The sequence below is a fragment of the Bradyrhizobium ganzhouense genome (assembly GCF_049949285.1).
Taxonomy (GTDB): Bacteria; Pseudomonadota; Alphaproteobacteria; order Rhizobiales; family Xanthobacteraceae; genus Bradyrhizobium; species Bradyrhizobium ganzhouense.
In genome coordinates this window covers 328,591-352,981 of the sequence record NZ_CP181318.1, presented here as the reverse complement: position 1 = coordinate 352,981, position 24,391 = coordinate 328,591, and the positions used below count along the sequence as shown (strand labels likewise).

Genomic DNA, 24,391 nt, shown 5'->3' with positions numbered 1-24,391 from the left:
GGCTTCGTTGCTCTACTGCCGCGGTGCGCGCCGCCGCTTCGTCGACTGCGTCGGCACCTCGGCCGGCCCATCCTTCAGCGCACCGATCTTGCGGAGCGCGGCGTCCGCGGCGCGCTCGCCGCTGTCCCAGGCGCCGTCGACCGTGCCCCACAGCGTTTCATGCGTGGCTTCGCCGGCGAGGAACATGTTGCCGATCGGCTCGGTCAAGACTTTTCGCGACAACTGGCCGCCGGGCGAGGCTGCCGACATCGCGCCCATGACATAGGGCGACGCATTCCAGCGCGTCACAGCGGTCTTCTGTATGTTGGCTGCCACCTCGCTGCCGAACAGCTTCGTGATCCACTCCTTCGCGAAGGCCGCCATTGCCTTCTCGCCCTGCTCAGAGAGATCGCGGCCGAACGAACCGCCGACGTCGATCGAGCACAGCGAGGAGCCGCCGATATTGGCGAACATCAGCGCGGTGCGCGTCGAGTTGCTCTGCTCGATCAGGATGTCGTCGCGCGAGAGCCCGAGCGGATTTCCCGGCAGCTGCAGCACGATGTGATCGTAGCTGCCGAGCGTGAGCTTTGACGCCGCATCGAGCGTGCGCTTGGGGATGTCAGGCGCGAACTTGATCGCGCCGCCGGTGAGCACGTTGGTCGAGACCGTGATGATGGCCGCGCGCGCGGCGATCTTGCCTCCTTGGGTCTCCACGCTGACGTCGCGATTGCTCCAGACAATCCGGCTTGCCGGGGTCGCAAGCGCAACCGGCGCCTGCTCACCGAGCTTGGCAATCAGCGTGCCCAGGCCCTGGCGGCATGCGATCGGGGCGTTGCGGTCCTGCGCGCGCGCCTTGTCGATCGCCGACAGCTCTTTCAGGTCCCTGCCGGCAAAACTCGCGCCGAGCACGAATTCGGCGGCGCCCGCCCAATCGCCGAGATCCTTTGGCAGGACCGACGCGCAGGACGTATCGAGCTTGCCGCGCGCCGCCTCGTCGATGGCACGGTTGGCGCGCACCAGCGCCGCCAGAAACTCCTCGGTCTCGCCCGCGCGCGCATTGCGGCGGCCGATCCGCATCTTCTGGCCCGATGGGGCCGGGGAGACATCGAGCCCGGCACTGCGCGCCAGCCGGATCATCGGGTTGGTGTCGGGATTGTGCATCCAGCGCGCGCCGCGGTCGAACGGCACGTCGAAGGTGGTGCTGTCAGTGATGCAGCGCCCGCCGATTTGCGACGCCGCTTCCACCACGACGACCTTGCGATTGGCCGCCATGACGCGCCGCGCTGCAGCGATTCCGGCCGCACCCGCACCGATCACGACAATGTCAGCATCGCGCGGCAAGGGCGCAGCGGTCGCGCGCAGGATCGGTGTTGCGGCAAAGGCCGCGGACGCCGATAGGAAGCTGCGGCGCGTGATTGTCATGTCATGGTTTCCGGGGACTTGCGGCGAACGGGAACAGCCAGCGAACCTTGCCGCATCTGATGTTGCGCAGCAACCATCATGGTGAATCAATCGTGTTTGAAGTCACAGAGCCATGAACTGAATTGCAACAGGTTTGGACCATGATACAGATGGAAAAAAAGATGGCCAGAAAAGGCCTGGGGGAGTTCATGGGGACGGTCCTAGATTCAGTCGGCAAGCTGATTGCCGCGTACCTCTCGAAGGAGGTGCCGGGCTACGAGCCGTTCACGCCGAGCGACCCGGAGCACCTGCGCGGCGTCATCGAGCCCGGCGACGTGCTGCTGGTCGAGGGCAACAACCGCATCTCCGGCATCATCAAATATCTGACGCAGTCGACCTGGTCGCATGCCGCGCTCTATGTCGGCCCCATCGAGGGCGCCATTGAGCCCGGCGGCGAGCCGCATGTGCTGATCGAGGCGAATATCGGCGAGGGCGTCACCTGCGCCCCGCTGTCGAAGTATTTCCCCTACCACACCCGCGTCTGCCGGCCCGTCGGGCTGTCCTATGAGGACCGCACCACGGTGTGCCGCTATGCGATCAACCGCATCGGCTTCGGCTACGACACCAAGAACATCATCGATCTGATGCGCTTCCTGTTTCCACTGCCGATCCCGCAGCGATGGCGGCGGCGCATGATTGCGATCGGGTCGGGCGATCCGACCAAGATCATCTGCTCGGCGTTGATCGCGCAGGCGTTCGACGCGGTGCGCTATCCGATCCTGCCGAAGATCACCAAGGCCGGCAGCCGCGCCGCCCGCCGCGAGATTCTGCACATCCGCGATTCCTCGCTCTACATGCCCCGCGACTTCGACATCTCGCCCTATTTCGAAGTGGTCAAACCCACCATCGTGCACGGCTTCGACTACACAGCCTTGCACTGGGCCGACAAGCAAAAGCCGCTCGAGGAGGTAGCGGGCTCATTCGGTGTGTTTCCAGAAACGCTCCGTGCGCCGCCGCTCGTTCCTGAAGCGACTGACGAAGAGACGCCGGCTGAAGTTCCGGCTGAGCAAGTAAGTGCACAGCCCGCCGAAATGGTCGAACGCGTCACCATCTCGGAGCACTTTTTGCTGCTGAAGAGAATCGCGATGTACCGCCCGAGGCGCCGGGGGCGCTCGCGGGAGAGGGCAGCGTAGCTCTCATCGGGAAAAATGTAACGCGACCGCCGTCCAACATATTCGGTGTCGTCCCGGCCTAGTGCGCAATTGCGCACGGGGGGGCCGGGACCATACCGCGGAATCTATCCGTCACCTGCGGCCTTTGTACCGCGGTAGAGATCAACTTCTGATCTTCGCCAAACTTCTCCCTGGGGTTATGGCTCCCGGCCTTCGCCGGGACAACAGGGAAACCCTACCGCTCCGCCCGCCCGATCACCGCCATCAGTTCCGCGATCTTCTCGCGCTGATCCGCCTTATCACCACTGGCGATGGCGTGCTCGACGCAATGGGCGACGTGGTCTTTCAAAACCTCTTCCTCGACCCGGCGCAGCGCGGCACGCACCGCCGAGATCTGCGTGACGATGTCGATGCAGTAGCGATCCTCCTCGACCATTTTCGAGAGGCCGCGAACCTGGCCCTCGATCCGGCCAAGACGTTTTCCGACGGATGCCTTGATGTCCTTGCGCATGCGGTCTATATACCCCTACCGGGTATGGGTTGCAAGTACCCTGGTACAAGGGCCGGAGCATGGAAATGAACGACGCGGACCACAAGCATCATCACGACGCGGACACGCATTCCGGATGCGGCTGCTCCGCCAAGACCGCGGCGCCCCCGAAGCCTGCGGCCTCGTCCTGCTGCAGCGGGCATGGCGATCATGCCCATCATCACGGTCATGACCACAGCGCAGCTGCGACAAAGGTCCTCGATCCCGTCTGCGGCATGAGCGTCGATCCCGCGACGTCAAAGCACCGCTTTGAGCATCACGGCGAGACCTTCCATTTCTGCTCGGCCGGCTGCCGCACGAAGTTCGCTGCCGATCCCGCCAAATATCTCGCAAAGGAAAAGGTGCCAGAGCCGGAGATGCCGGCGGGCACGATCTACACCTGCCCGATGCATCCGGAGATCCGCCAGGTCGGACCCGGCAGTTGCCCGATCTGCGGCATGGCGTTGGAACCGGAGGTCGCGAGCCTGGAGACCGGACCGAATCCGGAGCTCGCCGACATGACGCGGCGGTTCTGGATCGGCGGCGCGCTGGCGCTGCCGCCCGTGGTGCTGGAGATGGGCGGACATCTCGCGGGTCCGCACAACTGGATCGAGCCTGTGCTGTCGAACTGGATCCAGCTCGTCTTCGCGACGCCCGTGGTGGTCTGGGCCGGCTGGCCGTTCTTCGTCCGCGGCTGGCAATCGCTCGTCACGCGCAACCTCAACATGTTCACGCTGATCGCGATGGGCACCGGGGTTGCCTATGTCTACAGCCTGATCGGCACCATCGCGCCGCAGATTTTCCCTGCGACCTTCCGCGGCCATGAGGGCGCGGTCGCCGTCTATTTCGAGGCCGCCGCGGTCATCACCGTCCTGGTTTTGCTCGGCCAGGTTCTGGAGCTGCGCGCCCGCGATGCCACGTCGGGCGCAATCAAGGCGCTGTTGCAACTCGCGCCAAAAACCGCGCGCCGCGTCGATACCGACGGCAATGAGCATGAGGTCGAAATCGACTCTCTGCACGCCGGCGATTCCTTGCGCGTACGTCCCGGCGAAAAAGTGCCGGTCGACGGCGTTATTCTCGAGGGCCGCTCCTCGCTCGATGAATCGCTCGTGACCGGCGAATCCATGCCTGTCACCAAGGAGGTTGGCGCAAAAGTCATCGCCGGCACGCTCAACCAGTCCGGCAGCTTCATCATGCGGGCCGAGAAGGTCGGTCGCGAGACGCTGCTGTCGCAGATCGTGCAGATGGTCGCGGATGCGCAGCGCTCGCGCGCGCCGATCCAGCGGCTGGCGGACCACGTCGCCGGCTGGTTCGTGCCGACCGTCATCGCTGTTGCTATCATCGCCTTCGCGGCCTGGGCCTGGTTCGGCCCGGAGCCGAGGCTCGCCTTCGGCCTCGTCGCCGCCGTCAGTGTGTTGATCATCGCCTGCCCCTGTGCGCTGGGCCTGGCGACCCCGATGTCGATCATGGTCGGCGTCGGCCGCGGCGCGCATGCCGGCGTGCTCATCAAGAATGCCGAAGCGTTGGAGCGGATGGAGACAATCGACACGCTGGTGGTCGACAAGACCGGCACCCTGACCGAAGGCAAGCCCAAGGTGGTGGCGATCGTCCCGGCGGGCGGCTTTGCCGAGGATGACATCCTTCGGCTTGCAGCCAGCGTCGAACGCGCCAGTGAGCATCCGCTCGCCGACGCTGTCGTGCGCGCGGCAAAGGAGAAGCAGCTTGCGCTCAGCCAGGTCGAAGGATTCGATTCGCCGACGGGACAGGGCGCGACCGGCAAGGTCGATGGCAAGACCATCGTGCTCGGCAACGCAAAGTATCTGACATCGATCGGAATCGACACCAACGTGCTTGACGCGGAGGCCGAGCGCCTGCGCGGCGACGGCGCTACCGTCATCAACATGGCGATCGACGGCCGGCTCGCCGGTCTGTTTGCCATCGCCGATCCGGTCAAGGCTTCGACCCCGGAGGCGCTGAAAGCGCTCGCCGCCGAAGGCATCAAGGTGATCATGCTGACCGGCGACAACCGCACCACGGCCGAAGCCGTGGCACGGCGGCTCGGCATCGCCGACGTCGAAGCCGAGGTGCTGCCGGACCAGAAAAGCGCGGTGGTGACCAAGCTGCAAAAGGCCGGCCGCAGTGTCGCGATGGCCGGTGACGGCGTCAACGACGCACCGGCGCTGGCGGCGGCCGAGGTCGGTATCGCCATGGGCACCGGCACGGACGTGGCGATGGAAAGCGCGGGCATCACCCTGCTCAAGGGCGACCTCACCGGCATCGTCCGGGCGCGAAAACTATCGCAGGCAACGATGAGCAACATCCGGCAAAACCTGTTCTTCGCCTTTATCTACAACGCCGCCGGCATTCCGATTGCCGCCGGAATCCTCTATCCCGCCTTCGGCGTGCTGCTGTCGCCGATCATCGCGGCGGCCGCGATGGCGCTGTCCTCGGTCAGCGTGGTCGGGAACGCGTTGCGGCTTCGCGGGACTCGGTTATAGGGGCCTTCGTAGCCCGGATGGAGCGAAGCGAAATCCGGGGTCCTGGCCACATATTGGCACCGTCCCGGATTGCGCTTCGCTCCATCCGGGCTACGGTTCACGGGACACAGCCGAGACGCGGGGACTATCTGATGCAGCGGATAACGATCACGATCGAGGACGATCTTTTGGCGGAGATCGATGCCGCAGCCGAAGCGCGCGGCTACCAGAACCGCAGCGAGATCATTCGCGACCTTGCCCGCGCCGGGCTGCAGCAGTCGAGCAAGGACACGGCGCAGAGCGGCCCCTGCGTCGCCGGCCTCGTCTATGTCTACGACCATGCCGCGCGCGATCTCTCGAAGCGCTTGGTGGAGGAATTCCACGGCCATCACGACCTCGCGCTCGCGACCTTGCACGTCCATCTCGACGATAACAATTGCATGGAGATGACGGCGCTGAAGGGCGATGCTGCCGAGGTCAGCCACTTTGCCGACCACATCATCGCGGAGCGTGGCGTGCGTTATGGGCGTGTGGTGATGATTCCGACGGGAGAAGGGAAACCGCCCAAGGCAAGGAAGCACGGGCATCGGCATGACTGAGGCTTCTCCCTCACCCCGGTCTTACGGTGAGAGGCGAAGATCACGCCGCCTTCGCAGCACTCCCACCCGGCAACCCGGCCCGCGCGAGGCCACCGTAGAGCTGCTCGTTCGGCATCTCCTCGCGCAGGATCTTGCGGACCGCGATCAACCGGTCGAGATCGATGCCCGTCGCAAAACCCTTGCTCTCGCACAGGAACACGAGGTCCTCGAACACGACATTGCCGGTCGCGCCGGGCGCGAAGGGGCAGCCGCCGAGGCCGCCGAGCGAGCCGTCGAGGATGCGGACGCCTTCGTCCAGCGCCGCGGCGGCGTTGGCGATGCCCATGCCGCGGGTATCGTGGAGATGGATGCAAATCGGCTTTTTCCCCGCGAGCTTGACCGCGGCGCGCGACAATTCACCCACCTGCTTCGGTCCGGCATAGCCGACGGTGTCGGCGATCGCGACGAAATCGACGCCGGCCTCGAGGCATTTGTCGACGAGCCGCAGCACCTCTTTGGGATCGACCGCGCCGGTGATCGAGCAACCCAGCGCCATCGAAATCGCGGCGTTCACCAGCGGCTTGTGGGCGCTGGCATCGCGCATCTCGCAAAGGCGCTTCACATTGGCGATTGCGGAGTCGCGCGAACGATGCGCGTTGGCCTGGCTATGCTCTTCGGTTGCGGACACCACCGAGGCGATCTCGCCGACGCCCGATTCCAGCGCTTCGTTGACGCCGCGTTCGTTGAGCGCGAGCGCAACACCATGGGCGCCGGGCAGGCTCGCCACCGTCGCGATGACATCGCGGACATCGACGAATTGCGGAAAGGTCTTCGCCGGCAGGAACGAGCCGACCTCGAAATGCCTGACGCCAGCCGCATACTCCTCGCGCACCCAGCGCTGCTTGGCCGCGGTTGACGGGAACTTCTTCACGAGCTGAAGCCCGTCGCGCAGGCCGACTTCGCGTAAGGCAACGCGGTCCGCGGGGTAGATGGTCTCGATCCGGCTCATGCGCGCCTCCCAGCGGCTTTTGACGTAACGTCGTTGTTGTCGATCTCGGCGCGAACGGCCGATGTGTCCGCGCCGAGCGGTGCGACCTTCAGGCCTTCGCCAAAGTGGCTGCCGTTCCATTCAAGCGGCAGCGTCGGCACGTGAAATGGCTTGCCGTCGGCGGTGATATTGGTGACGAGGCCACCCGGCCGCAGCACATGCGGATCGGTGAGGAGGTCTTCCGGCCGGTTGATCGGCGAGAAGCAGATGTTGAGCGCGTCGAGCCTTTGCGACAGCTCCGCCACGTCCCGTTGCCGGATGATCTCGGCCACGCGCGGGAGGATCCGCGGCCGCGCCAGGATGCGATCGGTGGTGGTGCGCAAGGTGGGATCGTCGAGAAACTCGGTCAGGCCGAACTCGCGGCAGAACGCCTGCCAATGGCCCTCGGTGACGACCCCGATGAAGATGCGGCCGTCGCCGGCGGCATCGAAGATGTCGTAGATCGGCCAGGCGTGCTCGCGCTCCGGCATCGAGCGCGGCTTGTTGCCGGTCATCTCGTACTCGACCATGTGCTGGGCGACCAGGAACAGGCAGTTCTCGAACAGGCCGATGCGGATATCGGCGCCGTCGCGCTTGCTCCCGCGCTTCTGATAGAGCGCTGCCAGGATCGCGATCACGCCGAACATGCCGCCCATGATGTCGTTGGCGGAGGAGCCGACGCGCTGCGGCTTCTCCTTGGTGCCTGTCATCGCAGCGAGCCCCGACATCATCTGCACGACCTCGTCGAGCGCGGGACGGTGCTCGTAGGGACCGGACAGAAAGCCCTTGTGACCGGCGATGATCAGATGCGGATGAAGGCGGCGCAGTTCTTCGGCGCCAAGCCCCTGCTTCTCGAGCTGGCCATCGCGAAAGTTTTCGAGGAACACGTCGGCCGTTTCCAGCAGCCGGTGCATGGTGTCGCGATCCTCAGGCTTCTCGAAGTCCAGCACCACGCTGCGCTTGCCGCGGTTGAACAGCGGGAAAAACGCCGTGCCCATGCCGCCGAGGCTCCGCGTCTTGTCGCCGGCGGGCGGCTCGACCTTGATCACCTCGGCGCCGAGTTGGGCGAGGATCATGCCGCAGGTCGGGCCCATGACCATGTGGGTCATCTCGACGACCCGCACGCCTTCGAGCGGCAATCCGGTCTCAGCCATACATCACTCCCTGTCCGTTCGGCTCGAAGACTAGGCCTTCACAAGCCTTCTTAAAAATATAATCTGTCGAAGATTGCCTTCGCGCTTATAGAACGCAGACCGACATGGATTCGCGCCAGCTCCGCTATTTCATCGCCGTCTACGAGCAACGGAACCTGTCGCGCGCGGCCGACCAGGTGAATGTCGCGCAATCCGCGCTCAGCCATCATATCTCGAATCTGGAGGCCGAGTTCGCAACGCCGCTGTTCGAGCGCAAGTCGCGCGGCATGGACCCGACCGCGGCCGGCGAACGGCTCTACGAGCACGCCCGCATCATCCTGCGCGCGATGGCGGAAGCCGAGACCGAGGTGCGCGAGGGCGCCCGCGTCATTGCCGGCGAGATCTCGATCGGCATGGCGAATTCCGGCGTCAAGGCGATCGGCGTCGAGCTGATGCGCACGGTGCTGACCAAATATCCCAAGCTCAAGCTGTCGCTGACCGAGAGCCTATCGGGCGCGACGCTGATGCATCTGATGATCTCCAATGTCGATCTGGCGCTGGTCTACAATCCGCCGTCGGAGAAGGAGCTGATTACGGAAGCGGTTCTCGAAGAGGAGATGTTCCTCGTCGGCATTCCAAAACTGGTCGGCAAGAGCAAGACCCCGATCCGCTTCGAGGAGCTGAGCCGGCTGCCGCTGATCCTGCTGCGCTACGGCCTTGGCCTGTCCTCGCGCGCGCTGCTCGACGATCCGGTCCTGCTCAAACGGCTGGAGGGCAGCGCGATCCTGCACGCCAACTCGATCACGGGCATGACCGGCGCGCTGGTGGAAGGGCTCGGCTGCACCATCGCGACAAAGCTGTTCGCGCGGGAGGAGCTCGCCGCCGGCCGCCTGGTCGCGCGCGAAGTGATCGCCCCGAAACTCACCCGCACGCTCTATCTCTGCCGCCTGCGCAACCGCCCGATGACCTACGCCATGGAAGAAATGCGGCGGCTGATGCTGGCGCTGATCGCCGAACAGGTGCGCGCGGGCGCGTGGCAGGCGACGCTGGCGGGGTGATGCCTCTCCAACGACGGCGCGCTCCCTCGCCCCGCTCTTCGCGGGGAGAGGGAGACGACCGACGAGTTCGAAAATCTCGAACGCTTCCATCGATATGTTCTTCTGGATTTCCGCCCTCGACCCGCCAACATGGCGCGGTCCGGCAAGACTCACGAACAAGGCTCGCAAAAAACAAAGATGAGCCGCCGGGATCAGCGTGCGATCCGCGCGCCACGGGGAGGACATCATGAGCGTTGTCGGCATCGACACAGGCTTTGAACTCGGCGCTGCGCCATCCGGACCGGACGAGATCTCGCGACGGCTCGAGGCGATGCCGGCGACGGGCTATGTCTGGCGGCTCGTCATCCTGCTCTCGCTCGGCGGCTGTTTCGAGATCTACGATCTGTTCCTGACCGGCTACATCGCGCCGGGGCTCAGCCGCAGCGGATTGATGAGCACGACGACAACGGCCTTCTTCGGCTTCTCCGGCATCGGCGCCTTCGTCGCTGCGACCTTCGCCGGCCTGTTCGTCGGCACCTTCTTCCTCGGCTTCCTCGCCGACCGTTTTGGCCGCCGCGCGATCTTCACCTACGCACTCCTCGGCTACACGGCGGCATCGGTGATCATGGCCTGTCAGACCTCCTCGGAAGGCCTGCTGCTCTGGCGCTTCCTCGCCGGGATCGGCATCGGCGTCGAGGTCATCACCATCGATGCCTACATCACCGAGCTGGTGCCGAGCCGGATTCGTGGACGCGCCTTTGCGGTGAACCAGTCGATCATGTTCATCGCCGTGCCCATCGTCGCCTTCCTCGCCTGGTGGCTGGTGCCGCTCGCGCCTTATGGCGTCGAGGGCTGGCGCTGGGTGGTGCTGATCGGGGCCGCCGCCAGCATGATCATCTGGGTGCTCAGGCTGTTCCTGCCCGAGAGCCCGCTCTGGCTGGCGCGTCATGGCCGCACCGAGGAAGCCTTTCGCATCCTCGCGGCGCTGGAAGCCCGAGGCGGAGCCGCCGCGCCGGGCCCCGCAGCTTCGCTCGCACGACCAGCGACGCAAACAGCCGCACGCATCGGCTTTGCCGACCTGTTCCGTCCGCCCTATCTCCCGCTCGTCGTCCTGTTCATGGTGTTCAATCTCTGCCAGGCGTTCGGCTTCTACGGCTTTGCCAATTGGGTGCCGACGCTGCTGGTCGAGAAGGGCATCACCGTCACCAAGAGCCTGCAATATTCCTTCATCGTCGCCTTCGCCTATCCGATCGCGCCGCTGCTGGCCGCAAGCTTCGCCGACAAGTTCGAACGCCGATGGATCATCGCCGGCGCCTGTATCGCCATCATCGTGTTCGGCATGGCGTTCGCGCAATTGACCGAGCCGGGACTGCTGATCGTCTGCGGCGTGCTGCTGACGGCCTGCAACACGACGATGTCCTACGCCTATCACGCCTACCAGACCGAGGTGTTTCCGACCCAGATCCGCGCGCAAGCGTCCGGCCTCGTCTATTCCATGAGCCGGCTCTCCGCGACATTCTCCGGATTCATCGTCGCCTACATGCTGAAGGAGGCCGGCGTCATCGGCGTGTTCGGCCTGATCACCGTGGCCATGCTGATCGTGGTGATCGCGATGGCGCTGTTCGGCCCGAACGTGCGCGGCAAGGCGCTGGATACGGTGTAGCCGTGTCCTGCCAGCTCCAGGCGATCCATCGAGGCGCTTGCTAGGCAAGCTCCTCAGAACGAGGGGTGAGGGTGCTTATGACGCAATCAGACCGGGTCAGCCTCCCTTGCCGAAGCGGTCCGGGGTGTCTACGTCTCGCGGGTGGTTTAGTGAGAGGTTCCCATGCTGGATGCCGCCGTCAAGGCGCTGTCGCAAATGATGTCGCCGCCGATGCGCTCGATCCTGTGGCGATCGATCGGGCTTGCGCTGGTGCTGATTGTCGTGCTCGCGATCGGGTTGCAACGGCTGCTGAGCTGGTTCGCGACCTATGGCGGGGTGTGGCTGGAAGGCCTGCTCGGGCCGAGCTGGCATTCGTCGCTGGAGGTGCTGACCTGGATCATCTCGATCGCCGCCGGCCTCGGCGTCGTGTTCGGCAGCGTATTCCTGATGCCGGCGATCACCTCGCTGGTGGCGAGCTTCTTCGTCGACGACGTCGCCGACGTCGTCGAACGCGAATATTATCCGGCCGAGCGGCCGGGCACGGCACTGCCGTTCAACCAGTCGATCCTCCAGGGCATCAAGACCGCGCTGCTGACCATCCTGGTCTATCTGGTCGCACTGCCGCTGGTGTTCCTGGCCGGCGCCGGTTTCCTGATCTTCTTCCTCGCCGCCGCGTGGCTGTTGGGCCGCGAATATTTCGAGCTCGCGGCAATGCGCTTCCGCTCTCCGGAGGACGCCAAGGCGATGCGCCGCGACAATGCCGCGACCATCTTCACCGCGGGCCTCTTCATCGCAGCCTTCGTCTCGATCCCGATCGTCAATCTGGCGACGCCGATCTTCGGCATGGCCTTCATGGTTCACATGCACAAGCGCCTGTCCGGGTCGCGGCCCGAGCTGATCGAGCCCGCGCGGCAGATGCGGTGACGGCGACTAAGTCACCGACACCCCCCATTTTCGCAGCAGCATCTTGGCGAAGCCGAAGGGCGCCGGGGTGAATGGGCCCGGCGGCGCGCGGGTGATCAAAGCAATGAAGCCGAGTGCGGCCATGGCCAGCCAGAAGCAGAGCCAGAAGCCGTCGATATAGGCGAGCACATTGGCCTCGCGCGCGACGAAGCTCGCAAGCGTGCCGACGGCGCGCGCCGATGCCGAGCCGGCGCCGTGGGCGGCGAAGTGATCGGCGAGCTGCTTCAGCGCGCGCACCACATTGACGTCGCCGACTTCGAGGTTCTGGCCGATATAGAAGGAATGGACCTGCTCGCGAACGCGCAGCCACGTCCCCATCAGCGCTACGCCGATCTCGGCGCCGCCGAGCCGCATGATCTGGATATAGGCGGCGAACGAGGTCGCACGGCTCGGATCGGAGTTCGATAGCGCGATGATGATGAGCGGCAGCAGCGTCGTCGACTGGCCGACGGCCTGCAGCAGGACGATGCCGATAAAATCCTCGCGCGCCCAGTCGTGAGTAAGCTGGGTGCCCCAGAGATTGGCGGCCGCGAAGCAGGCAAATCCCACCACCGTCACCGCGCGCGCATCGAAATGGCGGAGCAGCCAGATCGAAGCAGGCACCAGCACGAACATCGGCAGCGCGCCATAGGTGAGCAGCAAGAGCCCACTCTGCTCCGGCCTGAGCAGGACGACGTTACCGAGGAAGTTCGGCACCAGCGACGAGTTGGAGAGCGAGGTCAGCGTGTAGAGCAGAATGACGACCAGCGACAATCCGACATTGCGCGAGAACAGCACGTTCACATGCGCCCAGGGCTGACGCGCCAACACCTCGTTGATGAGGAAGGCCACGAACAGCACGCCACCGCCGACGAGCAGCGCCATCACCGTGCCGGAGCCGAGCCAATCCAGGCGATTGCCCTGATCAAGGCCGGCATAGATCATCCCGACGGAGGCACCGAGCAACAGCATGCCGCCCCAATCGGCCTCGCGCAGCAGCGCGCGATTGACCGGGTCGTTCGGCGTGCCGAGATAGACCATCAGGCCCATCAGGGGCGCGATCACGACGCTCTGCCAGTACACCCATTGCCAGCCGAGATGGTCGACGTAGAAGCCGACCAGCGAGCTCGATGTGTCGAGCGCAAAGCCGACGCGGATCGAATAGAGCGCGATCGCCGGCAGCCACCAGCGGATCGGCAGATTACGGAACACGATCATCAGCGTCGCTGGCACGAAGGTGCCGAGCAGCAGGCCGTGCACGACGCTGAGCGCGATCAGCGTCGTATAGTCGCGCACGAAGGGAACGATCAGCGAGATGACGGCATAGACGAGGCTCGGGATGCCGAGCACGCGGCGCAGGCCGAACACGGTCGCGAGCCACGCCACAGCCGGCGCGATGAAAATCTGCGAGCCGATGCCGGCGGTGGAGAGCCAGGCACCTTCATCGAAGCTAAGCCCGAACGCACCGCGTAAGTCAGGCAGGCCGACGGTGGTCAGGCGGCTGTCGAAATTGGCGAGGAACGAGCCGAGCAGCACGGCTGCCACGGCAAACAGAGGCTGTGGCGCGACGCCGCCGCGCGAGACGGGGCCGCGACTGGCGTCGTCATTTTCCGCCATCCGCGCCCTTCGTGTCGATGCTGATGACGACCGACATGCCCGGCACCAGCCGCGCCAGCAGCGGCTGGTTCTCGTCGAACTGGATGCGGACGGGAATGCGCTGCACGACCTTGGTGAAATTGCCGGTCGCATTATCAGGCGGCAGCAGGGCGACCTGCGCGCCGGTCGCGGGCGCGATGCGCTCGACCTTGCCGCGCAGCTTCTCGCGCGGGAAACTGTCGACGGTGATCTCGACCGGCTGGCCCGGCACCACGTGCGTGAGCTGGGTCTCCTTGTAGTTCGCGATCACATAGACCTTCGGCAGCGGCACCACGTTGATGAGGTTGGTGCCGATATTGACGTAATCGCCGGGCTGCACCTGGCGCTCGCCGACGACGCCGTCGAACGGCGCCGTGATTTTGGTGTAGCCGAGCTTGAGCTTGACGCTCGCCAGCGTCGCCTTGGTGGCGTCGAGATCGGCAGCGCGCTGCTTCTTGGTGCCTTGGAGAACTTCGAGCTGATGCTGCTGGGCCGCGATCACGGCGCGGCTGGCGCGCACGTCGGCCTGCGCCTTGGCAAGGCCTGCGACCGCCTGCTCGAACCGCTGCCGCGTGCCGGATTCGGTCTGCGTCAGCGATTGCTGGCGCTCCTGTTCCTGCTTGGCCTCGACTTCCAGAGCTTCCGCCGACAGGCGCGCGGCCTCGGCCTGCGCGATGGTCGCATATTGCAGCTCGATCTGGTTGGCGAGATTGTCGAGCACGGCTTGCGCGGCGGCGACCGCGGCTTGGGCCTGCGCGACCTGAGCCTCGTAATCGGCGGGATCGATCTGGATCAGGAGATCGCCGGCCTTGACGCGCTGGAAGTCGGTCACCGCGACGGTCAGCACCTCGCCGGAGACGCGGCTCGCAAGCCGCGTCAGCTCGGCGCGGACATAGGCGTCATTGGTGGTCTGAACCACGGCATTGCCGACCCATTCGTCGAACCGCAGCGTCGCCAGCGCGACGAAGGCGAGCGCGACGACCACGGCAAACAGCGGGATCGCGAGCCGGCTCCAGAGCGAGCTCGCTGGCGGCTGCGTTGGCTTGGGCGGCGGAGCCGGTGTGGGAGCCGGCGGCGGCGACGAAGCTTGTTCCTGCTGACTCACGATAGGCCCCCGAAACCACTTTACCCGAACGTAGTTCTCACACCGTCTTCTCCGGCCACCGGCAGAGATCGTTGATCAGGCAAACCTCGCAGCGCGGCTTGCGCGCGAGGCAAGTATAGCGGCCGTGCAGGATCAGCCAATGATGGGCATGCAGCATGAACTCGGACGGTATCACCTTTTCGAGACCAAGCTCGACCTCAAGCGGCGTCTTGCCGGGCGCAAGTCCTGTGCGATTGCCGACGCGGAAAACATGCGTGTCGACCGCCATGGTGTGCTCGCCGAAGGCCATGTTGAGCACAACGTTGGCGGTCTTGCGTCCTGCGCCCGGCAACGACTCGATCTCGGCACGCGTGCGCGGCACCTCGCCGCCGAAATCGCTGAGCACTTTTGCCGACAGCGCGATCACGTTCTTCGCCTTGGTGCGATAGAGGCCGATGGTCTTGATGTATTCGCGCAAGGACTCTTCGCCGAGGTCGAGCATTTTTTGCGGGGTATCGGCGATCTCGAACAATGCGCGTGTCGCCTTGTTGACCCCGGCATCGGTCGCCTGTGCCGACAGCACCACGGCAACCAGCAGCGTAAAGGGATTGACGTGCTCGAGCTCGCCCTTCGGCTCGGGATTGGCCGCGCGGAAACGGCTGAAGACCTCATGAACTTCGGCCGGCGTCCAGGGTTTAGCAGCCTTGATCGATTTCTTCGCCGGCGCTTTCGGCTTCGCGCTGGCTGCCTTTGCCTTTTTCTTCGGCACCGCCGCTTTGCGCGGGGCCGGCTTGCGGGTGATTTTCGCCATGATCGGGATATACTGAGGGACCATGAGCACAGGCAACGAAATTGAGCGCCAGGATCTTGAAGGTCATGCCCAGCAGCAGATCTTCTCCGCGCTGCTGACGCCGCATCGCTCGCTGAACCGCACCGGCTTTCTCGCCGTGATGCTGTTCCTGAGCGTCGTCAGCTTCGTCACCGGCATTGTCTTCCTGATGAAGGGCGCCTGGCCGGTGTTCGGCTTTTTCGGCCTCGACGTGCTGGTGGTCTGGTGGGCCTTCAAGGCCAATTTCCGCAGCGCGCGGGCGCGTGAGGAGATCACGGTCACTGCATCCGAATTGCGCGTGCGGCGCGTCAGCCATCGCGGCCAGGTCGCCGAATGGACCTTCAATCCGCTCTGGGTCCGCCTCGACATGGAAGTCGACGAGGATTTTGGCATCGAGCATCTCTATCTGATCTCGCGGGGCCACCAGATCCAGATCGCCCGCTTTTTGGGGCCGGATGAAAAAGCAAGCTTTTACAAGGGCTTGATTGAGGCACTCAACGCCGCCAAGCGCGGCCCGACCTACAACCCCGTAACCTGACGCGCCGTCGGAAATCGGGTGGTTTCGCACCCCCGCCGCGCCTACATTTCAGGTCATGATGACACTCGCCATACATGACCAGCGCCTGGCCAAGCCGGGCCCCCAGAACGCCGCGCTGCGCGACTATGATTCCGTGCGCCGGGCCATCGCGTTCATCTCGGAGAACTGGCGCGCGCAGCCGACTATCGAGGCGATGGCGGATGCGGCCGGCGTCACGCCGGATGAGCTGCACCATCTGTTCCGCCGCTGGGCCTCGATCACGCCGAAGGCCTTTATGCAGGCGCTTACGCTCGACCACGCCAAGGGGTTGCTGCGGGACTCCGCGAGCATCCTCGACGCCGCGCTCGACTCAGGCCTCTCGGGGCCGGGCCGGCTGCACGATCTCTTCGTTACGCACGAAGCGATGTCGCCGGGTGAATGGAAGAACGGCGGCGCGGGCTTGACCTTGCGCTACGGCTTCCATCCCTCGCCATTCGGCACCGCGATCGTGATCGCGACCGATCGCGGCCTCTCGGGTCTCGCCTTCGCCGATCCCGGCGAGGAGAAGGCTTCGTTGGCCGACATGATGCGGCGCTGGCCGAACGCAACTTACATTGAGGATCACGAAGGCACCGCGCCGTTGGCGCAGCGCATCTTCGACACAAGACTGTGGCGGCCGGACCAGCCGCTGCGGGTGGTAATGATCGGCACCGATTTCGAGGTGCGAGTGTGGGAGACGCTGTTGAAAATCCCGATGGGACGCGCGGTGTCCTATTCCGACATCGCCTGCAACATCAACAAGCCGAAGGCCTCACGTGCCGTCGGTGCGGCCGTCGGCAAGAACCCGGTCTCCTTCGTCGTGCCTTGCCACCGCGCGCTCGGCAAGAGCGGCACGCTCACCGGCTATCACTGGGGCATCACCCGCAAGCAGGCGATGCTGGGCTGGGAGGCCGGGCAAGTCGCGCAGTAATCGCCGCACACCTCGATGCCTCCCGCTTGCGGCTTCGACCGCCAGCGGGTCACGATCGCTCGGGGATGACCGGCAAGACCACGTGCGACGGGCGATCGCGGTCCAGATAGATGCTGTTGCGAGCCACCCGGCGCGAGAGGCCCTTGCCCTCGGCTGCGCCGGTGTTCGGGTTGACGTCGAAGTGAGGAAAGTTGCTCGACGAGACATCGAGCCGGATGCGGTGCCCGCGCTTGAAGAGATTGGCGGTGGGGAAGGCCTCGACCGTCACGGCAACGGGTTCGCCCGGGTGGAGCAGCTCGGGCTTCTCCCAGGAATTGCGATAGCGCAGCCGCAGGATGCCGTCGGTCAGGTTCATGGCGAAGCCCTGCGGATAATCGTCTGACGACGGATAGACGTCGATCAGCTTGATGGTGATGTCGGTATCGGGCTGGTCGGACGAAACCCAGAGATGAGCCAGGATCGGCCCGGTGATTTCGATGTCCCGATCGAGCACCGGCGTCTCGAACACCAGCACGTCGGGGCGGGCGGCAAGCGGAAGATAGGGCTCGTGCGAGCCGAAGAAGCGCGGCCCCTCGGTCTGGTCAAACGCCCCGCCAACCATCACGGGAGCGCCCGAAGTCACCGTGCCACCGATCGTCGGCACCGGATGCGCTGGATCGAAATCGAAGGTCAGCGGCTCGGCTGCGGCCACAGGCGGCTCCGGCGCCAGCCGGCCGTTCCCATGCAGGTGGTAGGGCGTATTGCGCGCGTCCGGGATAGGCCAGTCCTTTTCGGCGCGCCAGCGCCCGCCGTGGTCGAGCCGGCCTGCAGCGTTGCGGCGGCCGGAGCCGCCTCCCATGACGAAGATCCGCACCGGCGGCTCTTCGGCCACCCCGTTGGGCTCGCCCTTCAGCCAGGCGTCGAACCAGCGCAATCTCAGGCTCAGATAGTCCTGCGCCAGATTGCGGTCGAGCGTGGCGGCGGGCCCGAAATCGACGTCGCCTGCATAGGTCAGCGAGCGGTCGCCATGTGTCCAGGGGCCAAGGATCAACCTGACCGGACCCTTCTTGCGGGCCTTGAGACCCATGTAGTTTTCGCTCGCCGTGCGCGGATAGGGATCATACCAGGCCGACATGTGCACCATCGGCGCGTCGCTGAACTGGTCGTAATAGCCGGCCGCGTGAATGCCGATCTGTTTCCAGTAATCGTCGAAATTGCCGTGTTCCCACTGATCGTAGACGTAGTTTTCGTATTCGGGAGCGGGCGTCAGCGGAGAATGGCCGCGCTTCCAGGGCATGCGCGCGAACCAGGCCTTCAGGTCGATCGCTTTCATTTCGGCGAGCCGGACCGGATCGTTCTGAACCGCTGGGCTGACGATTCCGTTGTTGAAGCCCCAGGTCACCTGCTTCAGCTCGAAGGCTCCGCCCTGGCGAATCCCGCCCTGGTAGGAATTGGAGAAGCCGCCGCTGTCGAGAAACATCGCGGCAATGCCTGGCGGGTTGGTGCAGCCGAGCGCGCCCTGGGTATGAGCCGCGTAGGATAGCCCCATGGTGCCAATCTTGCCGTTGCACCACGGCTGAGCCACGATCCATTTGCAGCAATCGTAGCCGTCGTTTCCATCGCTCAGATATTTGACGAACTCGCCTTCGGAATCATAGCGCCCGCGGCAGTCCTGATAGATCACGACATAGCCGGTCCTTGCAAAGAACGCCGCGACCTCGGCACGCGATTTCGGCTTCGGCTCCGCGACGGATAATTCGGATCGACTGACGATATTGCGGCCGTAGGGGGTCCGCTCGAGAATGACAGGAAACGGGCCGGGCAGCGCCTTCCCGTTCAGCGCGGGGCGGTAGACATCGGTGGCAAGCCTGATGCCGTCGCGCATCGGCACCATGATTTTGGCTTCGAGGATCACCTCGTAGGACTGGGCCGCCTTTCCGGCGCCGGCGACCGACATCAAACCAAGGCCAATGCCGAGCTTGGCGGCTTCACGTCGGGAGATTCCGTTCCGTGCCGAACCGTCCATGGAAGCCCGCCCTTTCTGCGCCGCTCCGCACCAGCTCCCGAACGGCTACGACGCCAGATCCAGCTTCGACGCCACCGTCGAATCCGCATTGAGGCGGTAGATGATCGGCACGCCGGTGGCGAGCTCGCGCTTCAAAATGCCTTCGGGCGAGAGCTTCTCCAGCACCATGATCAGCGCGCGCAGCGAATTGCCGTGGGCGGCAACCAGCGTGCGCTTGCCGTTGAGCACGCCAGGCAGGATTTCCTGAACGTAGTACGGCAGTGCCCGCGCCAGCGTGTCCTTCAGGCTTTCGCCGCCGGGCGGCGGCACGTCGTAGGAGCGGCGCCAGATCAGCACCTGGTCCTCACCCCACTTCTTGCGCGCGTCGTCCTTGTTGAGGCCGGAGAGATCGCCGTAGTCGCGCTCGTTCAGCGCGAGGTCCTTCGATGTCGGCAGGCCCTTCTGGCCGAGCTCGTCGAGAATGAGATCGAGCGTGTGCTGCGCGCGCGTGAGGACCGACGTATAGGCGACGTCGAACACGAGGCCCTGTGCCTTCAGCTTGCGGCCGGCCTCACTGGCCTCCTTCGCGCCGAGCTCGGTGAGGTCAGGATCCTTCCAGCCGGTGAACAGGTTCTTCAGATTCCATTCGCTCTGACCGTGCCGCACCAGCACGAGAAGACGTTCGCTCATTGACTGCTTTCCGTTACCTAATTTCAGATGTCGGCAAGGCCGAGCACGTCGGCCATCGAGTAGTGTCCCGGCTTCTTGCCATGCGCCCACAGCGCCGCCTTCAGCGCGCCGTGCGCGAACAGCATGCGGTCCTCGGCAAGATGCGACAGCGTCAACCGCTCGAACGGACCCAGGAAGGTCACGCTGTGCTCGCCGGCGACGGTGCCGCCGCGCAAGGAGGCAAAGCCGATCGCGCCCTGCTTGCGTGCGCCGGTGATGCCGTCGCGGCCGCGTTCTGAATTGTCCTCGAGCGAGATGCCGCGGCCGGCCGCGGCCGCGTGTCCCAGCATCAGCGCGGTACCGGAGGGCGCATCGACCTTCATGCGGTGATGGGCTTCGACGATCTCGATGTCAAAACTCTCGTCGAGCGCCTTGGCGACGCGCTTGACCACTGCGGCGAGCAGATTGACGCCCAGGCTCATATTGCCCGATTGCACGACGATGGCGCGATTGGTGACGCTCTTGATCACGGCGTTATCGGAAGCCGACAGGCCAGTGGTGCCGACGACGTGCACGATGCCGCGCTCGGCCGCGATCGCGACATTGGCGATGGTCGCGGCCGGCACGGTGAAATCGAGGATGCCGTCGGCGTCTTTCGACATCGCCCAGAGGTCAGCGGACAGCTTGATACCATTGGCCGGCAGGCCTGCGAGCACGCCGGCATCCTTGCCGAGCAGCTCCGAGCCCGGCGCCTCCAGCGCCCCCGCCAGCACCGCGCCTTGGGTGTCGGCAATCGCCCGCACCAGCGCGCGACCCATCCGGCCGCCGGCTCCAGCAACAATCAAGCGCATGTCTGACATGGTGCGATCCTCTCAGGGCCGTTGTAGCGGCGGGATGCAGTTCCGGCAACCGAGGGGGGGGGACCAACGCAACCGTCATTCCGGGCGATGCGCAGCATCGAACCCGGAATCTCGAGATTCTCAGGTGCGCAATTGCGCACCATAGTTCGCCCTTTGGGCGCCCCGGAATGACAGTGGATCTCAACCGTCCGACGGCTGCGGGCCGTCATAGCCCTCGATGATGATGAGGTCGGCGATGGAGTGCGGCTGGCGCACCTTGATGTTGGCCTGGTATTCCGGCGAGTTGTAGCAGGCGATCGCGGTCTGGTAGTCCGGGAATTCGATCACGACGTTGCGGGTGCGGCTGGCGCCCTCGACAGTGGTGAACTTGCCGGCGCGGACGGCGAAGCGGCCGCCCCATTTCTTGAAGATGGGACCATTGGCGACGGCGTAAGGCTTGTAGCCCTCATCATTGCTCACGTCGACGCGTCCGATCCAGTAGCCTTTTGCCATTGTTCTTCTCCTTGGTTGTTACTCAGCCGAGCGCTTGCGCGATCTCAGCGTGGATGGCTTCTGCAGTCCCCTTGGGGTCCGCGGCTTCCACCACCGGCCGCCCGACGACGAGATAATCCGCGCCTGCGACAATCGCGCGGCCGGGTGTCATGATACGTTTCTGATCGCCGGTTGCCGAACCCGCCGGGCGAATGCCGGGGGTGACGAGATGCATCTGATGGCCGACGATCTTGCGCAGGCTTCCGACTTCCTCGGGCGAGGACACGAGGCCATCGATGCCGAGCACCTGTGCCTGCTGCGCGCGCGCTTCGACGAGCTCGGAGACGCCGAGCCGGTAGCCGGCCGCGTGCAGATCGTCCTCGTTGTAGGAGGTCAGCACGGTGACGGCGAGGATCTTCAGCTTCGAGCTGCCACGGCCCTCGACGGCGCCCTTCATGGTCTGCGGATAGGCGTGCACGGTGAGGAAGGTCGCACCTAACTTCGTGATGCTCTCGACGCCTTGCGTCACCGTGTTGCCGATGTCGTGCAGCTTGAGATCGAGAAAGACCTTCTTGCCCTTGTCGGCGAGCCTGGCGACCAGCGGCAAGCCGCCGGCATAAGCAAGGCGATAGCCGATCTTGAAGAAGGTGACGCTGTCGCCAAGCCTTGCGATCATCGCCTCCGCGGCATCGACGCTGGGCAAATCGAGCGCAACGATCAGGCGGTCTTTCGGAGCGATTTCGGCTGGCGTCATGTCACCTCACATCATGCGTTGGGAAATGTCGATCAACTGCCGCACCATCTCCTTCAGCCCATCGCTATCGGCCTGGCTCTTGAGCCTGTCCATATCGTCATAGGCCTGGTCGGCAAAGGCGAGCGTGAACTGGCTGGCGATCACATTGGCGTGGCAGGAAGTCAGGATCAGGCGCAACGCCTGCAGCGCGCGAGCGGCGCCAAGCCGGCTCTGCGAAGCACCGGCAAGCGCGAAGGCGCGGTTGCGGAACACGTCGCCGCGCGCCTCGTGCGGATCCTGCACGCGGCTGACCCAGTCGATCGCGTTCTTCAGCAGCGGCGGCACCGAGGCGTTGTATTCAGGTGAGACGAACAGCACGCCATGATGCGCGCCGATCATGCGTTTGAGATTGATCGCGTGCTTGGGAACGCCCGATTTGGCCTGGAGATCGCCATCGTAAATCGGCAGCGGAAAATCGGCGAGCGAGATGCGGGTGATTTCGATGCCAGCCTGGGCGAATTCATAGGCGGCAACCGCCGCCAGCTTCGCGTTATGCGAGCCGGTGCGCAGCGAGCCGGGAATGACCAGGATATTCGGGGCTGACATCCTCTTCCATACGTTCGGCGAAACGAGCCCGCCGCGCATGAGAGGAAGCCGGCGGAATTAGTCCTTGCGATACACCCAGACGCGGGCCGGCGGAAGGTTCATCCAGATCCGTTCCGAAGCCTCTGTGGACACGCCGGGCAGCGATTTCGGGATTGGCGGCACCACCGCATAGGTGAATTGGACGAAGGGCGCGCCGGGCGCGAGCGCCGTGAAGGCGTCGCGAATGAGCCGCAGCCGCGTCAGCATCGGTTTTGTGACAAGCGGCAGGCCGGAGACGACGGCGGAGGCCGGCGCGCTCAGCACGTTCCAGAGCGTGTCGCGCAAGCGATAGGCATCGCCCTGCACCACCTTGGCCTGCGGATAGCGGTCGCGCAAAAGCGCACAGAAGCCGGGATTGTACTCGACGAGCACAAGGCGCTTCTGATCGACGCCGCGCTCGACCAGCGCCGAGGTGATGGCGCCCGTGCCGGGTCCAAGCTCGACCACCGGAGCCTCCGAATTGACGTCGACGTAATGGGCCATGGTCCGGGCGAGCAGCTTGCCCGACGGCATCACCGCGCCCATGTGGAGGGGCTTTTCGATCCACGATCTGAGAAAGCGCACCTCGTCATCAAGACGGGGCTTCTTCAACGCACGCGCGGACGACGGCAATGGCATGTCTGGACCGGACGGGACGAGACCGCGTGACCGCGGCGTGTCAGAAAATGGTCATAAACAGGTATAGGCCGAAGACGGTACGGTCAAGACGGCTCAACTCGCCCGATTACCGAAGAAATCTTTGACCTTGGTGAAGAAGCCCTCGGATTCCGGCTGGGTGTTGCCGGAGGAGAGCTTGTCGAACTCGGCCAGCAATTCCTGCTGCTTCTTGGTGAGGTTCTGCGGGGTCTCGACCACGACCTGGACGTACATGTCGCCCATCTGACGCGAGCGCAGCACCGGCATGCCCTTTGATGCAATGCGGAACCGGCGGGCGGACTGGGTTCCGGCGGGGACCTTCACCTTGGCCTTGCCCTTGTCGATGGTCGGCACCTCGAATTCACCGCCGAGCGCGGCGGTCACCATCGAGATCGGCACACGGCAATGCAGATCGGCGCCGTCGCGCTGGAAGAACTGGTGCTGGGCCAGCGACAGGAAAATGTAGAGGTCGCCGGGCGGGCCGCCGCGGACGCCGGCCTCGCCTTCGCCGGCGAGCCTGATCCTGGTGCCGTCCTCGACGCCTTGCGGAATATTGACCGACAGATTCCGCTCGCGGGTCACGCGACCCTGGCCCGAGCAGGACGGGCAGGCGTCCTCGATCATCTGGCCACGGCCCTGGCAGCCGGGGCAGGTGCGCTCGAGGGTGAAGAACCCCTGCGACTGCCGCACGCGGCCGGCGCCGCCGCAGGTTGAGCAGGTCTTGGGCTTGGTGCCGGCCTTGGCGCCGATGCCCGAGCAAGCCTCGCAGGTGACCGAGACCGGAATCTCGATCTGCGCGGTCTTGCCGCCGAAGGCTTCCTCGAGGGTGATTTCCATGTTGTAGCGCAGGTCCGCGCCACGCTCGCGGCCGCCGCGGCCGCGCTGTCCGGCCATGCCGAACAGATCTTCGAAAATGTCGGAGAAGGAAGAGGCGAAGCCCGCGCCGAAACCGGCGCCACCGCCGCCCGGACCGCCCTGCTCGAAAGCGGCATGGCCGAAGCGATCATAGGCCGCGCGCTTGTCCTTGTCCTTCAGGACCTCGTAGGCCTCGTTGATTTCCTTGAACTTGATCTCGCTGGTGTCGTCCCCGGGATTGCGGTCGGGGTGGAACTTCATCGCAAGCTTGCGAAAGGACGATTTCAGCACGGAATCGTCGGCAGAGCGTTCGACTTCGAGGGTTTCGTAGTAGCAGCGCTTGGCGGACGTGGACATGTTCAACTCGGTCTATCCAATCGCGATTCAAGTCGGAGCGAAACAACGTCGCCACGCAACGATATAGGCAGCCTTCCGCCCAGCGGCAGAGGGCTGCATGGCAGCGTTGAGCATAGCTTCTGGGAATTGATTGATCGTAACGGGCACTCGTCCCGTCGAGCCCGACACGAGGGCCTCCCCCCTGAAGGGGGAGGCCTTGAGAGTGTGTGGGGTCCAAGCCGTCCGCATC

General features: G+C 64.9%; 23 protein-coding genes. 8 read left to right on the top strand and 15 right to left on the bottom strand.

Going from position 1 to position 24,391, the window contains the following annotated elements; genetic code table 11:
* Positions 1 to 12: 12 nt before the first annotated feature.
* Positions 13 to 1,401, bottom strand: coding sequence for a flavin monoamine oxidase family protein (locus ACLFLU_RS01690; protein WP_426410646.1), 1,389 nt, complete (start codon positions 1,399 to 1,401; stop codon positions 13 to 15).
* A gap of 188 nt (positions 1,402 to 1,589) precedes the next feature.
* Between ACLFLU_RS01690 and ACLFLU_RS01685 the strand changes: the two genes are divergently transcribed.
* Positions 1,590 to 2,573: a YiiX/YebB-like N1pC/P60 family cysteine hydrolase gene (locus tag ACLFLU_RS01685; protein WP_426414193.1), complete on the top strand. Its 984-nt coding sequence runs from the start codon at positions 1,590 to 1,592 to the stop codon at positions 2,571 to 2,573.
* A 214-nt stretch (positions 2,574 to 2,787) separates the two neighbouring features.
* Here ACLFLU_RS01685 and ACLFLU_RS01680 read toward each other — a convergent pair whose 3' ends face one another.
* A complete protein-coding gene (locus ACLFLU_RS01680; RefSeq protein ID WP_007598521.1) occupies positions 2,788 to 3,063 on the bottom strand; it encodes a metal-sensitive transcriptional regulator in 276 nt (91 codons plus the stop codon).
* Between the two features lie 65 nt (positions 3,064 to 3,128).
* On the opposite strand from ACLFLU_RS01680, the gene ACLFLU_RS01675 reads away from it, so the two are divergent.
* Together ACLFLU_RS01675 and nikR are read left to right on the top strand one after the other, a co-directional pair.
* Positions 3,129 to 5,579: a heavy metal translocating P-type ATPase gene (locus ACLFLU_RS01675; RefSeq protein ID WP_426410645.1), complete on the top strand. Its 2,451-nt coding sequence runs from the start codon at positions 3,129 to 3,131 to the stop codon at positions 5,577 to 5,579.
* Positions 5,580 to 5,710: 131 nt separating this feature from the next.
* Positions 5,711 to 6,157 (top strand): nickel-responsive transcriptional regulator NikR, encoded by a 447-nt coding sequence (nikR, locus tag ACLFLU_RS01670; protein ID WP_426410644.1) that lies wholly within the window; start codon positions 5,711 to 5,713, stop codon positions 6,155 to 6,157.
* A 40-nt stretch (positions 6,158 to 6,197) separates the two neighbouring features.
* Here nikR and ACLFLU_RS01665 read toward each other — a convergent pair whose 3' ends face one another.
* Together ACLFLU_RS01665 and ACLFLU_RS01660 are read right to left on the bottom strand one after the other, a co-directional pair.
* Positions 6,198 to 7,145, bottom strand: coding sequence for a hydroxymethylglutaryl-CoA lyase (locus ACLFLU_RS01665; protein WP_426410643.1), 948 nt, complete (start codon positions 7,143 to 7,145; stop codon positions 6,198 to 6,200).
* Entirely contained in the window at positions 7,142 to 8,317 is a 1,176-nt protein-coding gene (locus ACLFLU_RS01660) for a CoA transferase (protein ID WP_426410642.1), read from the bottom strand. The genes ACLFLU_RS01665 and ACLFLU_RS01660 overlap by 4 nt, the downstream gene beginning before the upstream one ends.
* Before the next feature lie 104 nt (positions 8,318 to 8,421).
* Between ACLFLU_RS01660 and ACLFLU_RS01655 the strand changes: the two genes are divergently transcribed.
* The 3 genes from ACLFLU_RS01655 to ACLFLU_RS01645 all read left to right on the top strand — a co-directional run bounded on the left by ACLFLU_RS01655 (position 8,422) and on the right by ACLFLU_RS01645 (position 11,899).
* Complete coding sequence (locus tag ACLFLU_RS01655; protein ID WP_426410641.1) at positions 8,422 to 9,354, top strand: LysR family transcriptional regulator; 933 nt, start codon at positions 8,422 to 8,424, stop codon at positions 9,352 to 9,354.
* Positions 9,355 to 9,580: 226 nt separating this feature from the next.
* A complete protein-coding gene (locus ACLFLU_RS01650; RefSeq protein WP_426410640.1) occupies positions 9,581 to 10,996 on the top strand; it encodes an MFS transporter in 1,416 nt (471 codons plus the stop codon).
* Between the two features lie 162 nt (positions 10,997 to 11,158).
* Positions 11,159 to 11,899: a sulfate transporter family protein gene (locus ACLFLU_RS01645; protein ID WP_426410639.1), complete on the top strand. Its 741-nt coding sequence runs from the start codon at positions 11,159 to 11,161 to the stop codon at positions 11,897 to 11,899.
* A gap of 6 nt (positions 11,900 to 11,905) precedes the next feature.
* On the opposite strand, the gene ACLFLU_RS01640 is transcribed toward ACLFLU_RS01645, so the two are convergent.
* From ACLFLU_RS01640 to nth, 3 genes are read right to left on the bottom strand one after another with little or no spacing between them, the layout of a single operon-like run.
* Positions 11,906 to 13,534: an MFS transporter gene (locus tag ACLFLU_RS01640; protein WP_426410638.1), complete on the bottom strand. Its 1,629-nt coding sequence runs from the start codon at positions 13,532 to 13,534 to the stop codon at positions 11,906 to 11,908.
* Positions 13,521 to 14,657, bottom strand: a complete 1,137-nt coding sequence (locus tag ACLFLU_RS01635) for an HlyD family secretion protein (RefSeq protein WP_426410637.1) — start codon at positions 14,655 to 14,657, stop codon at positions 13,521 to 13,523. Before ACLFLU_RS01635 ends, ACLFLU_RS01640 begins: the two co-directional genes overlap by 14 nt.
* A 37-nt stretch (positions 14,658 to 14,694) precedes the next feature.
* The gene (gene nth, locus ACLFLU_RS01630) at positions 14,695 to 15,447 is read right to left on the bottom strand and encodes an endonuclease III (protein ID WP_426410636.1); all 753 of its coding nucleotides are present in this window, start codon (positions 15,445 to 15,447) and stop codon (positions 14,695 to 14,697) included.
* 22 nt (positions 15,448 to 15,469) lie between these two features.
* Between nth and ACLFLU_RS01625 the strand changes: the two genes are divergently transcribed.
* Both ACLFLU_RS01625 and ACLFLU_RS01620 read left to right on the top strand, forming a co-directional pair.
* Positions 15,470 to 16,003: a DUF2244 domain-containing protein gene (locus ACLFLU_RS01625; protein WP_426410635.1), complete on the top strand. Its 534-nt coding sequence runs from the start codon at positions 15,470 to 15,472 to the stop codon at positions 16,001 to 16,003.
* A gap of 55 nt (positions 16,004 to 16,058) precedes the next feature.
* Positions 16,059 to 16,952, top strand: coding sequence for a methylated-DNA--[protein]-cysteine S-methyltransferase (locus tag ACLFLU_RS01620; RefSeq protein ID WP_426410634.1), 894 nt, complete (start codon positions 16,059 to 16,061; stop codon positions 16,950 to 16,952).
* Positions 16,953 to 17,001: 49 nt separating this feature from the next.
* Here the strand turns inward: ACLFLU_RS01620 and ACLFLU_RS01615 are convergent, their stop codons facing one another.
* The 8 genes from ACLFLU_RS01615 to dnaJ form a co-directional block, all read right to left on the bottom strand.
* Positions 17,002 to 18,957 (bottom strand): CocE/NonD family hydrolase, encoded by a 1,956-nt coding sequence (locus ACLFLU_RS01615; RefSeq protein ID WP_426410633.1) that lies wholly within the window; start codon positions 18,955 to 18,957, stop codon positions 17,002 to 17,004.
* Positions 18,958 to 19,002: 45 nt separating this feature from the next.
* Complete coding sequence (locus ACLFLU_RS01610; protein WP_426410632.1) at positions 19,003 to 19,626, bottom strand: 2,3-bisphosphoglycerate-dependent phosphoglycerate mutase; 624 nt, start codon at positions 19,624 to 19,626, stop codon at positions 19,003 to 19,005.
* A gap of 23 nt (positions 19,627 to 19,649) precedes the next feature.
* The gene (gene dapB / locus ACLFLU_RS01605) at positions 19,650 to 20,465 is read right to left on the bottom strand and encodes a 4-hydroxy-tetrahydrodipicolinate reductase (protein WP_426410631.1); all 816 of its coding nucleotides are present in this window, start codon (positions 20,463 to 20,465) and stop codon (positions 19,650 to 19,652) included.
* A 180-nt stretch (positions 20,466 to 20,645) separates the two neighbouring features.
* Positions 20,646 to 20,957: a DUF1330 domain-containing protein gene (locus ACLFLU_RS01600; RefSeq protein ID WP_426410630.1), complete on the bottom strand. Its 312-nt coding sequence runs from the start codon at positions 20,955 to 20,957 to the stop codon at positions 20,646 to 20,648.
* A 22-nt stretch (positions 20,958 to 20,979) separates the two neighbouring features.
* Positions 20,980 to 21,690 (bottom strand): orotidine-5'-phosphate decarboxylase, encoded by a 711-nt coding sequence (pyrF, locus tag ACLFLU_RS01595; protein ID WP_426410629.1) that lies wholly within the window; start codon positions 21,688 to 21,690, stop codon positions 20,980 to 20,982.
* Positions 21,691 to 21,696: 6 nt separating this feature from the next.
* On the bottom strand, positions 21,697 to 22,275 hold the full coding sequence (locus tag ACLFLU_RS01590) for an NADPH-dependent FMN reductase (protein ID WP_426410628.1): 579 nt from the start codon (positions 22,273 to 22,275) through the stop codon (positions 21,697 to 21,699).
* Positions 22,276 to 22,332: 57 nt separating this feature from the next.
* Positions 22,333 to 22,932 carry a class I SAM-dependent methyltransferase gene (locus tag ACLFLU_RS01585; RefSeq protein WP_426410627.1) on the bottom strand — a complete coding sequence of 200 codons (600 nt, stop codon included), beginning with the start codon at positions 22,930 to 22,932 and terminating at the stop codon, positions 22,333 to 22,335.
* Between the two features lie 93 nt (positions 22,933 to 23,025).
* Positions 23,026 to 24,162 carry a molecular chaperone DnaJ gene (gene dnaJ, locus ACLFLU_RS01580; protein WP_426410626.1) on the bottom strand — a complete coding sequence of 379 codons (1,137 nt, stop codon included), beginning with the start codon at positions 24,160 to 24,162 and terminating at the stop codon, positions 23,026 to 23,028.
* Positions 24,163 to 24,391: the final 229 nt, after the last annotated feature.

Excerpts from the sequence above, each read along its gene's own strand:
- ACLFLU_RS01600 (WP_426410630.1), bottom strand. The coding sequence starts at position 20,957 with ATGGCAAAAGGCTACTGGATCGGACGCGTCGACGTGAGCAATGATGAG.
- pyrF (WP_426410629.1), bottom strand. The coding sequence starts at position 21,690 with ATGACGCCAGCCGAAATCGCTCCGAAAGACCGCCTGATCGTTGCGCTC.
- ACLFLU_RS01690 (WP_426410646.1), bottom strand. The coding sequence starts at position 1,401 with ATGACAATCACGCGCCGCAGCTTCCTATCGGCGTCCGCGGCCTTTGCC.
- dnaJ (WP_426410626.1), bottom strand. The coding sequence starts at position 24,162 with ATGTCCACGTCCGCCAAGCGCTGCTACTACGAAACCCTCGAAGTCGAA.
- ACLFLU_RS01645 (WP_426410639.1), top strand. The coding sequence starts at position 11,159 with ATGCTGGATGCCGCCGTCAAGGCGCTGTCGCAAATGATGTCGCCGCCG.
- ACLFLU_RS01585 (WP_426410627.1), bottom strand. The coding sequence starts at position 22,932 with ATGCCATTGCCGTCGTCCGCGCGTGCGTTGAAGAAGCCCCGTCTTGAT.
- ACLFLU_RS01650 (WP_426410640.1), top strand. The coding sequence starts at position 9,581 with ATGAGCGTTGTCGGCATCGACACAGGCTTTGAACTCGGCGCTGCGCCA.
- ACLFLU_RS01665 (WP_426410643.1), bottom strand. The coding sequence starts at position 7,145 with ATGAGCCGGATCGAGACCATCTACCCCGCGGACCGCGTTGCCTTACGC.
- ACLFLU_RS01640 (WP_426410638.1), bottom strand. The coding sequence starts at position 13,534 with ATGGCGGAAAATGACGACGCCAGTCGCGGCCCCGTCTCGCGCGGCGGC.
- ACLFLU_RS01660 (WP_426410642.1), bottom strand. The coding sequence starts at position 8,317 with ATGGCTGAGACCGGATTGCCGCTCGAAGGCGTGCGGGTCGTCGAGATG.
- ACLFLU_RS01685 (WP_426414193.1), top strand. The coding sequence starts at position 1,590 with ATGGGGACGGTCCTAGATTCAGTCGGCAAGCTGATTGCCGCGTACCTC.
- nth (WP_426410636.1), bottom strand. The coding sequence starts at position 15,447 with ATGGCGAAAATCACCCGCAAGCCGGCCCCGCGCAAAGCGGCGGTGCCG.
- ACLFLU_RS01675 (WP_426410645.1), top strand. The coding sequence starts at position 3,129 with ATGAACGACGCGGACCACAAGCATCATCACGACGCGGACACGCATTCC.
- ACLFLU_RS01655 (WP_426410641.1), top strand. The coding sequence starts at position 8,422 with ATGGATTCGCGCCAGCTCCGCTATTTCATCGCCGTCTACGAGCAACGG.
- ACLFLU_RS01620 (WP_426410634.1), top strand. The coding sequence starts at position 16,059 with ATGATGACACTCGCCATACATGACCAGCGCCTGGCCAAGCCGGGCCCC.
- ACLFLU_RS01625 (WP_426410635.1), top strand. The coding sequence starts at position 15,470 with ATGAGCACAGGCAACGAAATTGAGCGCCAGGATCTTGAAGGTCATGCC.
- ACLFLU_RS01615 (WP_426410633.1), bottom strand. The coding sequence starts at position 18,957 with ATGGACGGTTCGGCACGGAACGGAATCTCCCGACGTGAAGCCGCCAAG.
- ACLFLU_RS01590 (WP_426410628.1), bottom strand. The coding sequence starts at position 22,275 with ATGTCAGCCCCGAATATCCTGGTCATTCCCGGCTCGCTGCGCACCGGC.
- nikR (WP_426410644.1), top strand. The coding sequence starts at position 5,711 with ATGCAGCGGATAACGATCACGATCGAGGACGATCTTTTGGCGGAGATC.
- dapB (WP_426410631.1), bottom strand. The coding sequence starts at position 20,465 with ATGTCAGACATGCGCTTGATTGTTGCTGGAGCCGGCGGCCGGATGGGT.
- ACLFLU_RS01680 (WP_007598521.1), bottom strand. The coding sequence starts at position 3,063 with ATGCGCAAGGACATCAAGGCATCCGTCGGAAAACGTCTTGGCCGGATC.
- ACLFLU_RS01610 (WP_426410632.1), bottom strand. The coding sequence starts at position 19,626 with ATGAGCGAACGTCTTCTCGTGCTGGTGCGGCACGGTCAGAGCGAATGG.